We start from the raw sequence: 13,974 nt of genomic DNA, 5'->3' as shown, positions 1-13,974 counted from the left end.
GGTCGTACGAGGGGCGTTGTCCACGTGCGCGGGCGGCGAGGCGCTTGATCCTGCCTGTGGCCGTCGGCCGGGTCGTGGGGCGGCGGTGGTCAGACGCGTACGCGCAGGTAGTAGAAGCGCGTCGTCTGCGCCGCGTTCTGGTTGTCGTCGCTGACCAGGACGACCTTCAGGCGGCCCCGTTCGCGGCCTGTGATCGCCATGCCCTCGATGTTGTCGAGGAGGGGGTTGGGCTGGGGCTGCTTGGCGGTGGCGCCCAGGGACGGGCAGTCGGCGAGGTCCGCCAGCAGGGTCTTCTTGATCAGCCGCACGTCCTTCTGGCCGGTCAGGTTCTCGACGCCGCTGGTGTCGGTGGCGTGCCGCGGATCGGCCAGGTAGAGGCGGACGGTGTTGCCGACGCCGGCGGTGAAGCCACGCTCCAGGACCAGCAGTCGGCCGTCGCGGGTCGCCTGGACCTCGGGGACGCCGAGCCCCCGGTCGGTGCGGTAGGCGTACTGCGCGGAGAGGCGGAAGTGGTCGCCCTTCGTCCGCTGCCAGGTCTGGAAGCGGACGGTGTCGGCGTCGTCGCCGGAGAGCGCGCCCTCCATGCCGGCGAGCAGGGTGCGCCCGCCGGGCAGCAGAGTCAGGCCCTCGAAGGTCAGGTTGGTCTTGGCGCGGCCCGCCGGGGCGACCAGCAGGGCGGACGGGACCGGCAGCCGGTCGAGGATCCGGCCGTCGCGGGAGTAACGGCGTACGGACGGCTCGGTCTCGGAGCTGACCAGCCGGGTCCCGTCGCGGTCGATGACCAGGCCCTCGGAGTCCAGCTGGGCGCCCTTCTCGTCGGCGAGCGAGAGGACCGACCTCGGCTGGAGGGTCCGCGCGTTGAGCCCGAAGAGCTCGGAGCGGTCGGAGAGGGCGGCGAGGGAGCCGTCGCGGTCCACGGCGAGCGCGGAGAAGTTGCCGACGAAGGTGCCCTCGTACGTCGTCTTGTCGAGCGCGTCCGAGAAGCGGTCGATGGAGACGGCGGGCGAGCAGGCGTTGCCCGCCGCGGGGGCCGCCCCGGCGGTGCCCGCGGCGGTGAGGCAGGTGGCCGCGGCCAGCGCGGCGGTGAAGGTGGCGAGTGCGGTTCTCATGCGCATGGGCGTCACCGTAGGGCAGCTCGGTGACGCCGTGGGGTCCGCGCAGTGAAGGCTCAACTCCCAGCCGCGGCGAGGTCCTTGTGGATGGCCTTGGCCACGCCCTGGATGGTGCCGATGCCGTAGTTCATCGTGCTGTTGCCGTGGGTCAGCACGGTGATCATGTAGTCGTGCCCACGGCCGTCGAACGTGCCGACGCTGTGCACCCGCCAGCCGTGCGTGGAGCGCTGTAGCCAGCCGTTTTTGACGTGCACGGAGACATCGGAGGGGGCGCCGTACGGGGTCCCCCAGCGCTGCGACGAGACGACCTGGCCCATCAGCTTGCGCAGGTAGGCGCGGGAGTTGTCGCTGAGCACGGTGTTCTTGGCGGTGACGAGCTTCAGCAGCTTCTGCTCGTCGGTCACGGTGATCTGGGTCAGGCCCCAGTGGCCGTTCGTGCCCGGTTCGGTCTGTGTCATCTTCGCGGCGGCCAGGAAGCCCTTGATCTTCGTCAGGCCCAGCTGCTTCCACAGCTTGCTGGTCGCGTCGTTGTCCGACTTGGTGATCATGGCCTTGGCGAGCGTGGCCTCACGGTCGGTCAGATAGCGGTTGTGCTCCTTCGCGTCCCACAGCAGCGTGGCGAGGACGGTGACCTTGACGACGCTGGCCGAGTCGTAGGCGGTGGTGGGACGCAGCGTGCAGGTCGTCCGCGAGGTGCGGTCGTAGAGGCCGACGGCGACGGTGCCCTTGCGGCCCGCGAGGGCGGCCGTGATGTCCTTCTTCAACTTGGCGGCGAGGTCCGCCTCGGCGGACGTACAGCTGACCGCGGGCGCGGTGGCGGCAGGCGCGGTGGCGGCGACCGCCGGGGCGGCGACGACGAGACCCGGCACGAGCGCCGCGGCACCGACGCCCGCCGCCAGGACCGCGGCGCGTCTGGATATCCGATGATTCATGCACCTGTTGACTCACGGGTACAAAGGAAAGGTTGTACGCGCAGGCCCACTTGCCGGATAAATCCCCCAAGTCCTGCCGCCGCCCGCACCCGACCGGCCGCCGCCGGAACGAAAACCCCACGCCCGGGGCCCTCGGCGCACGGCGTACGGGACACCTCGCATCCCGTCATGCAACCGACACTCGCCGTACACCCCCACCCCCGCATGTCCATGTCACTCTAGGGTGCCGCCTCCTTCAACCCGCGTAGAACGGACCCCACATGATGCTGGCGACACCCCTGCGCCGCTGGAGGACAGTGGCGTTGACCACGGCCACCGTCCTGGTCGCGCTCACCGCCCCCACCCTCACCGCGACCCCGGCCCAGGCGACGACGACCGCGTACGACTCGACGTACTACAAGAACGCGATCGGCAAGACGGGCACGAACCTCAAGTCCGCCCTGCACACGATCATCAGCGGCCAGAGCAAGCTGTCCTACGCGCAGTTGTGGGACGCGTTGAAGGTGACCGACCAGGACCCGAACAACAGCAACAACGTGGTCCTGCTGTACTCGGGCATCTCCCGCAGCAAGTCCCTCAACGGCGGCAACGTCGGCGACTGGAATCGCGAGCACGTCTGGGCGGTCTCGCACGGCAACCTCACCACCTCGACCGGCCCCGGCACCGATCTGCACCACATCCGCCCCGAGGACGTCCAGGTCAACTCCACCCGCGGCAACAAGGACTTCGACAACGGCGGCAGCACCTTCACCAACTCCGGCGGCAGCCGCACCGACTCGGACTCGTTCGAGCCCCGCGACGCCGTCAAGGGCGACGTGGCCCGCATGATCCTCTACATGGCGGTCCGTTACGAGGGCGGCGACGGCTTCGCTGACCTCGAACCGGACGACAAGGTCAACAACGGCAGCACCCCGTACATCGGCCGGCTGTCGGTCCTGAAGCAGTGGAACGACGAGGACCCGCCGGACGCCTTCGAGGAGCGCCGCAACCAGGTCATCTACGACTCCTACCAGCACAACCGGAACCCGTTCGTGGACCACCCGGAGTGGGTGGACGCCATCTGGTAGGCGCGCCACGGCCGCCCCGGGGATGCGGGCACGGCTCCGGTCCCGGTGTGCTTGAACGACTACTTCGCTCACACCGGTGAGGTCACTCCCGGACCCGGGCGTGTCCCGGAGCCCGGACAGGAGCATGGGAACGCCTCGGCCGCTCGGCCGGGGCGTCCGACTCGCTTCTCCGGAGAGCCATATGAAGCTGCGTTCCTGGTCCCTCGCCGCCGCCCTCGCCCTGACCACCCTGGTGGTGCCCGCCCAGGCCGCCTCCGCCCGGGCCGCCGCCCCGTCCTGTCCCGACGGTTCGGTGTGCTTCTGGAGCGGGGAGGGCTTCGGCGGCTCCTACTGGGAGTGGACGTCCCGCAGCGGCTACCGCGACATGCCGCCCAGTCTGCACGACCACGTCGGCTCCTTCGTCGCGAGCGCCCGCGCCTGCTTCATCAACTGGTCCCCGGTCGAGAAGCGGGACGTGTTCAACGGCGACTGGCGCTCGCGGTACAACGGCGACTTCGGCGGCCGCATGGACGGCGTGGGCCCGGGCGCCTGCTGACCCGGACCGTCGTCCTCAGCCCAGATGCGTCGGCGCGAACATCCGCAGGACCGCCGGGAGTACGACCACCGACGGTCCTGGTGACGTGAGCGCTCGCGCCAGGTCCGCCTCCAGGGTCTCGGGGCTGCTGCACACCCCGGGGATCCCGAAGGACCCGGCCAGCGCCACATAGTCGGGGCGGGCCAGCTCCGTCGCCGTGGCCTGACCGAACGCATCGGTCATGTACTCGCGCAGAATGCCGTAACCGCCGTCGTCGACGATCAGCCAGGTGACATCCAGACCGTACTGGCGGGCCGTCGCCAACTCGGCGATCGAATAGAGCGCCCCGCCGTCCCCCGACACCGCCAGCACCGGGCGGCCGGGGTCGGCGACGGCCGCACCGAGCGCCGCCGGAAAGCCACCTCGTCCCGCTCGCATGAAGTGCCACACCCCTGAGCGGGGGATGCGGCATTACCAGGGTTGGGTCAATCTCCCGCTACGGGGCTCTCGGCATCGTCAAGAACGTCGATGTCATCGAGGTCGGCGTACACGGGTGAAGGAAGGCGGGCACCCCGGCTGTCCGCGATGCGTCGGACGTCGCGCAGCGATTCAGCCATGCGGGATGCCAGGAAGTGGAGTTGTACGGGAGTGGCCTTGCGGTCGGCGAGCATGTCGGTGGCATGGTCGAGCAGGTCACCCGCCATGCCGAGCTGTACGTTCTCGATCGTGTCGGCGACGCGGGAGAGATACCCGGTGCCGTCACCCACGAGGTAACAGGGCTTTCCCTCCGCACCGTCCCAGGGCAGCAGTCGTGAACTGTTCATCCCGTGCGCACCGGTGACACCGCCCCTCACCTGGCGACCTCCGCATCCGCTGCGAGCATGCCGAGGGACCCGACGCCGATCCCGAACACCCGGGTCGTTGCCGGTGCCGTCGGGGGCCGGTGACCGGTGTGGTGGGCGGCCGGTCCACTCACGTACGGGGCGTCGGCACAAGAGGAGCCGAGGCACCGACACGGCCGATCGGCGGCGGCAACGACAACGCCTCGGTTCGCGCCTCGGTGTGGGCGGCGCAGGAGCCGGAGCAGCGGATTGAAGGGACCGGCGATACGGTGACTCATGTCGTCAACTTCCTTGGGTTCGTTGATGACCACGCCCCCGGACCGGTCGCACGCGGTCACACGGTCGCGGGGGTATCGCTTTGTGCGGGGTGGTGCTGCATGGGCGGGTTCCCGGGAAAATAATCCCAGTCAGATCGTGCTCATCAAGGCACTCTCAGCGATGGCTGGAACGAGCTTTGCAACCAGGCGCAGACGGATCTACCCCCTGACCAGCCTCGGATTTTTGCGTTCAGTTGACGTAGGACCTCGGCCTCCCCCGGACTCTCCTCGGAGTCAATAAGAACCTTCGTATGAGGGCAACTTGATGAGGACGACGTCCTACCGTCGGAGCAGTGACCTGCTCGGCGCCTGATGTGTGGGAGGCAATGTTGTTGTTCTTCCGGAGCCTGCTCGAAGAACGAGGCATACGGACACCCGACGACTTCCTTCCGCACTATCGGAAGGCGGCGAAGCGACTCGGAGTGACGAACGCGGATCCGGCTCCAAAGACCATCGAGGGCTGGATCTACGAGGGCCGGAAGCCGCAGCGGGTGTTCCGACCCGCGATCGTGGAGATGCTCGGCTACAGCATCGACAGCCTCTGGACGGAAGTACCCGAGGGCTCCAAGCCGAACCTCGTTCCGCTGGCCGGCGCGTCACCGAACCAACCTCACGTCGAGACCGACGTGGACCTCAACGAGATGAAAAGGACAGGCGCGATGGCTGTACGACGCGCAAAAGACTTCCTGCTCGGCAAAGACCGCGGTGCGGTAGGAGACGACACACTCGGCCTGCTGGATGACGAGGTGCAGCGCCTGGTCATCGCGTACCCGCGGGAGCCTCTGGCCGCGATCTGGCCCGACCTCCTGGAGACCCAGGACCAGGTCTTCGCTCTCCTGGAGGGCGGCAGGGTACGGCCGTCACAGCTCCGTGACCTCAACGTCAAGGCGGCGGTGCTGTCGTTCCTCGTCGCCAAGGGCTTCAACGACATGGAGGACACGCACGAGGCGAAGACCATGACACGGGTCGCCGCAGCATGCGCACGAGACGCCGAGCACGCCGGACTCATCGCTCTCACCGATGGACTGATGTCGCTCATCGCGTACTGGGCCAACAAGCCAAGTGACGCCTACCACTACGCGAGCAAGGGCGCGGAGACCGCGGCGAACCTGCGCGGCACCGTCGGGCTGTGGCTCCTGGGTCTCCAGGCTCGCGCCGCGGCCGCTCTCGGTGACGAGGAGAGCGTGCGCGCCCTCACCCAGCAGGCAGCCGACAGGCGTGAGCGTGTCGTGCTTGACGACCTGGACCTGCTCGGCGGCCTGTTCACCTACCCCCAGGAGAAGCAGTCGTACTACGCGGTGGAGTCCGAGGCGCTGCTCGGCCACGGCGACGCCCAGCTCGTAGCGCAGGCCGAGCAAGCGGTACTGGGCTTCAGCGATCCGGAATCCCCGAACTGGGCCTTCGGAGACCTCGCCGGATCGCAGTGCGACCTGGCGATGATCCGACTGTTCAACGGCGATGTCGACGGGACCGCCGAAGCGATCCGCCCCGTCCTGGACCTCCCCGCCTCGCACCGCAACAACGGCATCGTCGTATCCGCTCTGCGTGTCCGTCAGACCATCACGCACAGTCCCGCACACAACTCCGCCGCAGCACGGGACCTGCGCGCCGAGATCGAGGCGTTCCCCACCAGCCGGCCGGCCCTGCCGCGCGGGTAGAGTCGGGAGAATGTACCCGGTCCAGCGGTCCAGCGCGCGCCTGGAACTGCGCGAACTCGCCGTCGATGACGTCGAAGCGGTACTCGCTGTCTACGGCAGCCCCGAGGCTACGGAGCACCTCTCCTTCGAGCCCCGCACGCGCGAGCAGGTCGGCCAGATCGTGGCGCGCTCGATCGCCGCAGCGACGGACACGCCACGATCGGAGTACGCGCTCGCCATCATCGAGCGAGACACGACCCGACTGATCGGGTTCGGCCGCCTGGCGGCCGATCCCCACCAGCAGCGCGCAGCCACGATGGGCTTCGCTCTGCGCCCGGACGCCTGGGGGGTCGGCTACGGCCTCGAAGCGGTATGCCTCCTTCTTGAACTGGGATTCGAGGGGCTGGATCTTCACCGCGTCTGGGGGGCTCGCTCTCCGCTGAACGAAGCGTCAGCGAAGACCATGACTGCGGCAGGAATGACCGAGGAAGGCACGATCCGCGAGCACGTCTTCAAGGCCGGCCGCTGGCGTGACTCAGTCGTGCACGCCATTCTCGATCGAGAATGGCGTCTTTCGCAGGCCACAGCCTGATCGACGACATGACGGCCGACGTCGTCATCGAGGAGCTGGGCAGGCGCTAGGTCCCGGTGGTCCGGCTCGACCTGACTCGTCGGGATCGGGCGCGATGATCAAGAGGCTGCTGGATCAACTGGCGTGGCGATTGCCGGGCGCCGCGGCAGGCGAGACCAGCTCAATCACATGTGGAGTGGCGCTAAAACAACCTTCGTGGCTGAAATGCAACCTGCACACCTGACCGAGATCAGTAAAATCTGACTCAAGGCGTGAAGATAAATTGGGGACTATTTCATCGAGTATGACCTCAGCCCGTTACTGCCGATAGTAAAGCATATATGGCACATTTGGAAAATAGGGGACATATGGCCACATCAAGAAGCGTAGTTGTTCAAGTTCTGACCATAGAAGGCGTCATGACAGGGTGTGAGTGACGTGTGAAGATCTCCGGCTGGCGCAGAGAGGCAACTGCGCTGGAGGGGACTTCACATGCGATCTCTGTTTCAGAGACCCACGCGGCACAGAGCCGCAGGGTCCGAGCAGCCCTATCTCCCACTGTCCTCCCTGCGTCGTCTGCGTCCGCTCGCGGCGGCGCTGACATTGCTGATGGCCGTCGAGGCTGCCGTGGTCATCGACTCCACGGGCCAGGCCGTCGCTCTGCCGCAGGAAGTGCCCACCAAGACCGCGACGGCCTCCGGTAAGAAGCCCAAGAAGCTGGGACCCGTTACTGCGGCCTCCGTTGCCGCTGCGCGGTTGAAGGCCAAGATCCAGAACCGCCGCATCGAGGCCACCGACGCTCGTACGGAGACCTCGACCACCTACGTGAACCCGGACGGAACGGTTACGGAGAAGGCGTACGCCGGACCGATCCGCTTCAAGGGCGACGACGGCTCCTGGCACAGCGTCGACCCGTCGCTGGAACAGGCCAGTGACGGATCGGTCAGGGCGAAGGGGCATCCCCACGGGCTGACCCTCGCCGGCAAGCATGCCGCACCGAAGGGACTGAAGGTCGCCGGTGAGAAGAGTGCGGCGACGCCGGTGCCACTGGTCACGGTGGAGGATCGTGCGGGTCGGCAACTTCAGCTCGGCTGGTACGGCGCGTTGCCGGAGCCCACGATCGAGGGGGCCGATGACACGGTCGCCCGGTACAAGGACGCACTGCCCGCCACCGACCTGCTGATCGAGTCCACGCGCACGGGCTATGAGCAGTTCCTGGAGCTGAAGAATCGCTCCGCCGTCGATGCCAACGGCCAGGTGGCCTACAGCCTGAAGGCCAAGGGACTGACCGCGAAGGCCCACGCGGACGGGTCGGTCACCTTCACCGACGACAAGGGCAAGACCGTAGGGGTTTTGCCGTCGCCGGTGATGTGGGACGCCCAAACGGACAAGAGCTCCGGGGAGCACACCCATCAGGCGAAGGTGGGGGTGCAGGTCGCACAGGACGGCGACACCATCACCATCACGCTGACTCCGGACGCCGAGTTCCTGACGGATGAGAAGACGCAGTTCCCGGTCACCATCGACCCGTCCATCAACGTCGGCAGCAGCTTCGACACCTTCGTGGAGCAGGGCTACACCACCGACGAGTCGGCCGCGACCGAGCTGAAGATCGGCAACAACGGCTCCAGTCAGGTAGCCCGTTCCTTCCTGTCCTTCCCGATGAAGAACATCACCGGGAAGCAGATCACCGCGGCGAAGCTGAACCTGTACGAGTTCCACTCCTGGTCCTGCACGGCCAAGGGCTGGGACGTGTACAGCACGGGCGCGGCCAGCACCAGCACGCGCTGGACGAGCCAGCCGTCCTGGGGCACGAAGTACGCCACCAGCACACAGACCAAGGGCTACTCCAGCTCCTGCAACGACGGCTGGGTCAACGCGGACGTCACCTCGCTGGTCAAGTCGTGGGCGGCCAACGGCAACGGCACCAACCACCTGGGGCTGCAAGCCTCGGACGAGACCGATCCGTATGGCTGGAAGCGGTTCAACTCGGGCGACGCCGCCTCCAGCACGCCGTATCTGTCGGTGAGCTACAACTCCATTCCCGGGGTGCCGACCCTGATATCCCCGGCCGACAAGGGCGCCACCAACGACACCACGCCGACCCTGTCGGCGAAGGCGCTGGACGGCGACGGCTCGCAGGTCACGCTCGACTTCGAGGTCTGGGCCTCCAACGGCACCTCCGCGCTGCAGTCCGGCTCCAGCAGCAGCGTCGCCTCCGGCGCGACGGCCACCTGGACGCCGACGGCGCTGCCGCCGGGCACCTACAAGTGGCGCTCGCGTTCCGGGGACGGCTCAGCGAACAGCGCCTGGTCGGGCTTCCGCACCCTCACGGTCGACACCACGGCCCCGGCGACAACGCAGATGTCCTCCACCGACTTCCCGGCCGGGCAGTGGTCAGGGACGCCGGATGACAACGGGAACTTCACCGGCACGTTGACCTTCACCCCGCCGACCAGCGATGTGAAGGAAGTCCAGTGGAATCTGGACGGCGGCACCTGGCAGCCGGTCGCCACCACCGGCACCGCGGTCACCGCCAAGCCGGTCTTCCGCGCCGGCAAGCACACCCTGAACGCGCGCACCAAGGACGCGGCCGGCAACGTCTCCGCCTCCACGAGCTACACCTTCTACGCCGGTTCCGGCGCCGCGCTGCTCACTCCCGGCGACGGGGACCGTCCCGCCCGGCGTACGGAGCTGACGGGCCAGGGCAAGGCGAGCGACACCGGAGTGCGCTACCAGTACCGGCGCGGCGAGACCGACACCTGGCAGGACATCCCCGCAACGGACGTCCGCCGCAAGGCCGACGGCTCGACCCTCACAGCCTGGCCGGCGACCGTCACCAGCGGCAACGCCGAGGCACTGACCTGGAACGTCACCGACACCCTCAGCGAAGACGGCCCGGTCGACGTCCGCGCGGTGTTCACCGACGGCACCACCACCGACGCCTCGCCGGCCACCACCATCACGGTGGACCGTAACGCCGGCCAGGCGCCCAGCGAAGATGTCGGGCCCGGCACCGTGAACACGCTCACCGGCGACTTCGGCTTGTCCGCCACCGACGCCTCGGCCTTCGACCTGACGGTCACGCGCTCTTTCTCCTCCCGGCGCCCGTCCAACGGCGCCCAGCAGGAGGGCCAGGCCGCGATTTTCGGGCCGCAGTGGACCGCGGGCACCACTGCTGACATCTCCGACAGCAACTGGGCCTACGTGCGCAAGACCTCGGCCACTTCCGTGGCGGTCGTGGACGTGGACGGCGACGAGACCGGGTTCACCGCTGCCAAGGACGGCGGCTGGAAGCCGGAAACCGGTGCCGAAGATCTGACACTGACCGGCAGCCTGACGAGTTCCTTCACGCTGAAGGACACTGACGGCACCACCTCGCTGTTCAGCAAGGTCGACTCCACCGCCACCACCTGGCAGCTGTCCACCACCTTCCTGCCCACGGACAAGTCCACCACCACGGTGATCTCGGAGAAGACCACGGTGGACGGCAAGACGCTGGCCCGGCCCAAGTACGTGATCGCGCCCACCTCGGCCATGTCGGCCGACACGTGTGCGGCCACGCCGTCGACCAAGGGCTGCCGGACGCTGGAGTACGTCTACGCGACCTCCACCACCGCCACGTCCAGTGCGTTCGGCGACTACAGCGGGCAGGTCAAGCAGATCCGCCTGTGGGCCACCGACCCCGGCGCCTCGGCCGCGACGGCCACGGCCATTTCGCAGTACTCCTATGACGACCAGGGCCGCCTGCGCGAGCAGTGGGACCCGCGCATCTCCCCGGCCCTGAAGACCGCCTACGGCTACGAGTCCGCCGGCCGCGTGACCGCGCTGACCCCGCCGGGTGAACTGCCGTGGACCTTCGAGTACGGCAAGGCAGGCAGCAGTGCGGTGGCCGGCGACGGCATGCTGCTGTCGGCTTCCCGCCCGACCCTGACGGCGGGCACGAAGGACACACAGGACGGCGGCAAGGCCATCGCGTCCGTCGTCTACGACGTGCCGCTGTCCGGCGACAAGGGCCCCAACCAAGTCGCGCCCGGCGACGCGGCGACGTGGGGCCAGACCGACGCTCCCACGGACGCCACCGCAGTCTTCCCCGCCGACCAGGTTCCCCTCTCCCACACCGGAAGCGACCTGGGCGCAGGTGATTACGACAAGGCGTCCATCACCTACACCAACGCCTCCGGACGCGAGGTCAACACCGGCCTGCCCGGCCGGCACCTGACCACCAAGCAGTACGACCGGTTCGGCAACACCGTCTTCGAACTGACCGCCACCAACCGCGAACTGGCCCTGGGCAGCGCGGACTACCAGGTCAACACCCAGAGCCAACTCGGCATCCTGGCCGCCTCCTCGGCCGAGCGAGCCCGCCTGCTGGGCGCCGTCTCGGTCTACTCGGCCGACGGCAAGCGGCAATTGGAGGATTTCGGGCCCCTGCATCTGGTGACCCTCACGCACGCCCTCACCGGCGACGCCGACAGCCCCGACCTCCCGGCCGGAGTCCAGGTTGCCGCACGCGAGCACACCGTCAACACCTACGACGAAGGGCGGCCCACCGACGGCACTGCCACGGTGAGCGACCAGGTCACCACCACCAAGGTGGGCGCCACCATCGACGGCTATCCGACGGATGGTGACGTGCGTACCACGGCCACCGCCTACGACTGGGCCAAGGGCCTGCCCACCAGCGTGACGACCGACCCGAACGGGCTGAAGCTGACCAAGACCACCAGCTACGACGCCCAGGGCCGAGTCATCAAAACCACGCTGCCGAAGTCCACCGGAGCCGACGCAGGGGCCACAGTAACCAGCTACTGGTCAGCCACCGGAACCGGCTCGTGTGCCGGGCGCCCGGAATGGGCGGACCTCGTCTGCTCCACGGGTCCGGCCGCTGCGATCACCGGGGGCGGTTCCAACCCGACCGAACTGCCGGTCAAGACCACGGAGTACGACCGCTGGGGCAACCCGGCCAAGGTGACCGAGACGGCCAACAGCGTCACCCGCACCACGACCAACACCTACGATGCCGCAGGCCGCTTGAAGCAGACCCAGGTCACGGGCGGTGTCGGTGCGGCAGTTCCGGCCCAGACCACCACCTATGACTCGGCAAGCGGCGACGTGGCGACCGTCACCAACGGCACGGCCACCATCACCCGCACCACCGACCTGCTCGGGCGGGAGATCGCCTACGACGACGGCGCGGGCAACGTCACGCGTACCGAGTACGACAACCGTGACCGCAAGATCAGAGTCACCGACTCGGCCCCGTCCACCATCACCTACGACTACGACAACCCCGCCGGCCTGCCCACGCGGGTCCACGACTCGGTGATGGGCACCATCGGCGACGTCACCGGCTCCTATGACTCCGACGGCCGCCTCTACAAGGAGGTGTTGCCGTGGAACATGGACGTCGAGTTCGACTTCGACCCCAACGGGGCTGAGACCTCCCGCTACTGGCACTGGGAGTCGGGCTGGACCGTCCAGGGTGAGTCCACCAGCGAGTCCATTCACGGCCAGGTCGTCAGCCGCACCACCTACACGGGCGGCGGGGCTTACCAGGAGTACACCTACGACGCGGCCGGCCGCCTGACCAAGGTGGACGACTCCGAGGTCGGCGTCACCACCCACCGCGCGTACGCCTTCGACGACAACACCAACCGCACCTCCCTGACCACCACGGTCGATGACGTCGACGGAGGCGATCCCACCACCAACACGGTCAACTACAACTACGACAGCGCCGACCGGCTGACCGCCGCAGGCACCGTCTACGACGCCTTCGGCCGCACCACCGCACAGGCCGGCGGAGCCCAGAACGCCTACTACGCCAACGACCTTGTACGCCAGATCACCGCGAACTCCAAGCGCACGACCTGGAACCTGGACGCGGCCGGGCGTCTCGCCTCCTGGACGACAGAGAAGCAGGCAGAGGACGGCACCTGGGCAACGGACACCACCAAGACCAATCACTACGGTGGCGACGGCGACAGCGCGGACTGGACGGACGAGGGCAACGACACCATCAGCCGAAGCCTGGAGGACCTGACCGGCAGCCTGATCGCCACCACCAGCGCGACCGGTGACGTCGTTCTGCAACTCGCCAACCTGCACGGCGACATCGCCACCCAGATCCCGCTCGTGGACAACACCACCCCGGTGGTCAACACCTACGATGAGTACGGCAACCTGCTACCCGGCACCGACCCCACGCGCTACGGCTGGCTCGGCGGCAAGCAACGCTCCACCGAAACACCCAACGGCGTGACCCTCATGGGCGTACGCCTCTACGACCCGACCACCGGACGCTTCCTGTCCGTCGATCCCGTCCCCGGCGGCAGTGCCAACGCCTACGACTACTGCAATGGCGACCCCATTAACCACTATGACCTCGACGGGCGGTGGTGGCACTGGCGGCGCTGGACCCGACGGGTCGGCCGTTTCGTGGCGCATCATCAAACGTGGGTGTCGTACGGCCTGGCCTTTGGCTGCTCGTTCGTCACGGAAGGATGGGGAGCACCAGCGTGCGCGGCAGGTGCAGGCGCTATCACCGGCTGGGTCTCGTACCGATACGGCACCAAGAAGCGCAAGCGCCACATTGGTGGTTACTGGGCGAGCACCTGGCGTGGAGCCCGGGACGGACTGATCGGCTACAGCGCCGGAAACGGCAGGAAATACTACAACGGCGTCCGCGGCGGCATCAGGAGCTTCCGCACATGGTGGCGCGGTGGTCACGGCGGGTACACACACAGATGGCCCAACTACTGACGGATAGGAACGGGATGGTCTCAGACCCGCGCGTACACACACGCAGATGGGCATCTAAGCATCCGATCTACACTGGATTGATCTTCGGGGCGCTGTTCTATCTCGTAGAAATCCTGGCGACCGGAGATGCCCTCGAGGCCATACCGTTCGCCATCGCGATCGGAGCGGTTTTCACTCTGACCGCCTTCGGCGAGCGGCGGCGTCGACGCAAAGCGGA

Annotated in this window: 8 protein-coding genes and 1 pseudogene; 5 read left to right on the top strand and 4 right to left on the bottom strand. The window is 67.8% G+C overall.

The window, feature by feature from the left end; genetic code table 11:
• Positions 1 to 89: 89 nt before the first annotated feature.
• Both ACWEKM_RS17765 and ACWEKM_RS17760 read right to left on the bottom strand, forming a co-directional pair.
• Positions 90 to 1,115, bottom strand: a complete 1,026-nt coding sequence (locus ACWEKM_RS17765) for an esterase-like activity of phytase family protein (protein WP_451622107.1) — start codon at positions 1,113 to 1,115, stop codon at positions 90 to 92.
• Positions 1,116 to 1,168: 53 nt separating this feature from the next.
• Entirely contained in the window at positions 1,169 to 2,044 is an 876-nt protein-coding gene (locus ACWEKM_RS17760; protein WP_451622106.1) for a serine hydrolase, read from the bottom strand.
• A 263-nt stretch (positions 2,045 to 2,307) separates the two neighbouring features.
• Here ACWEKM_RS17760 and ACWEKM_RS17755 point away from each other — a divergent pair, with 263 nt between their 5' ends.
• Together ACWEKM_RS17755 and ACWEKM_RS17750 are read left to right on the top strand one after the other, a co-directional pair.
• The gene (locus ACWEKM_RS17755; RefSeq protein ID WP_451622105.1) at positions 2,308 to 3,111 is read left to right on the top strand and encodes an endonuclease I family protein; all 804 of its coding nucleotides are present in this window, start codon (positions 2,308 to 2,310) and stop codon (positions 3,109 to 3,111) included.
• 181 nt (positions 3,112 to 3,292) lie between these two features.
• Entirely contained in the window at positions 3,293 to 3,646 is a 354-nt protein-coding gene (locus ACWEKM_RS17750) for a peptidase inhibitor family I36 protein (protein WP_451622104.1), read from the top strand.
• A 15-nt stretch (positions 3,647 to 3,661) separates the two neighbouring features.
• Here the strand turns inward: ACWEKM_RS17750 and ACWEKM_RS17745 are convergent.
• Positions 3,662 to 4,045 (bottom strand): annotated as a pseudogene (locus ACWEKM_RS17745) (thiamine pyrophosphate-dependent enzyme); the annotation flags it as partial.
• Positions 4,046 to 4,110: 65 nt separating this feature from the next.
• The gene (locus tag ACWEKM_RS17740) at positions 4,111 to 4,449 is read right to left on the bottom strand and encodes a hypothetical protein (protein WP_451622103.1); all 339 of its coding nucleotides are present in this window, start codon (positions 4,447 to 4,449) and stop codon (positions 4,111 to 4,113) included.
• Between the two features lie 628 nt (positions 4,450 to 5,077).
• Between ACWEKM_RS17740 and ACWEKM_RS17735 the strand changes: the two genes are divergently transcribed.
• The 3 genes from ACWEKM_RS17735 (at position 5,078) to ACWEKM_RS17725 (ending at position 13,757) form a co-directional block, all read left to right on the top strand.
• Positions 5,078 to 6,442, top strand: coding sequence for a hypothetical protein (locus ACWEKM_RS17735; RefSeq protein ID WP_451622102.1), 1,365 nt, complete (start codon positions 5,078 to 5,080; stop codon positions 6,440 to 6,442).
• A gap of 10 nt (positions 6,443 to 6,452) precedes the next feature.
• A complete protein-coding gene (locus tag ACWEKM_RS17730) occupies positions 6,453 to 7,013 on the top strand; it encodes a GNAT family N-acetyltransferase (protein ID WP_451622101.1) in 561 nt (186 codons plus the stop codon).
• Positions 7,014 to 7,484: 471 nt separating this feature from the next.
• A complete protein-coding gene (locus tag ACWEKM_RS17725) occupies positions 7,485 to 13,757 on the top strand; it encodes a DNRLRE domain-containing protein (protein WP_451622100.1) in 6,273 nt (2,090 codons plus the stop codon).
• Positions 13,758 to 13,974: the final 217 nt, after the last annotated feature.

The sequence above is a fragment of the Streptomyces sp. NPDC004752 genome (assembly GCF_053601275.1).
Note: the sequence above shows the minus strand (reverse complement) of the source record. Positions and strands in the feature narration are given on the sequence as shown.

What these genes read in the sequence shown, in the direction of transcription:
- ACWEKM_RS17760 (WP_451622106.1), bottom strand. Translation starts at nt 2,044, where the DNA reads ATGAATCATCGGATATCCAGACGCGCCGCGGTCCTGGCGGCGGGCGTC.
- ACWEKM_RS17765 (WP_451622107.1), bottom strand. Translation starts at nt 1,115, where the DNA reads ATGCGCATGAGAACCGCACTCGCCACCTTCACCGCCGCGCTGGCCGCG.
- ACWEKM_RS17755 (WP_451622105.1), top strand. Translation starts at nt 2,308, where the DNA reads ATGCTGGCGACACCCCTGCGCCGCTGGAGGACAGTGGCGTTGACCACG.
- ACWEKM_RS17730 (WP_451622101.1), top strand. Translation starts at nt 6,453, where the DNA reads ATGTACCCGGTCCAGCGGTCCAGCGCGCGCCTGGAACTGCGCGAACTC.
- ACWEKM_RS17740 (WP_451622103.1), bottom strand. Translation starts at nt 4,449, where the DNA reads ATGAACAGTTCACGACTGCTGCCCTGGGACGGTGCGGAGGGAAAGCCC.
- ACWEKM_RS17725 (WP_451622100.1), top strand. Translation starts at nt 7,485, where the DNA reads ATGCGATCTCTGTTTCAGAGACCCACGCGGCACAGAGCCGCAGGGTCC.
- ACWEKM_RS17750 (WP_451622104.1), top strand. Translation starts at nt 3,293, where the DNA reads ATGAAGCTGCGTTCCTGGTCCCTCGCCGCCGCCCTCGCCCTGACCACC.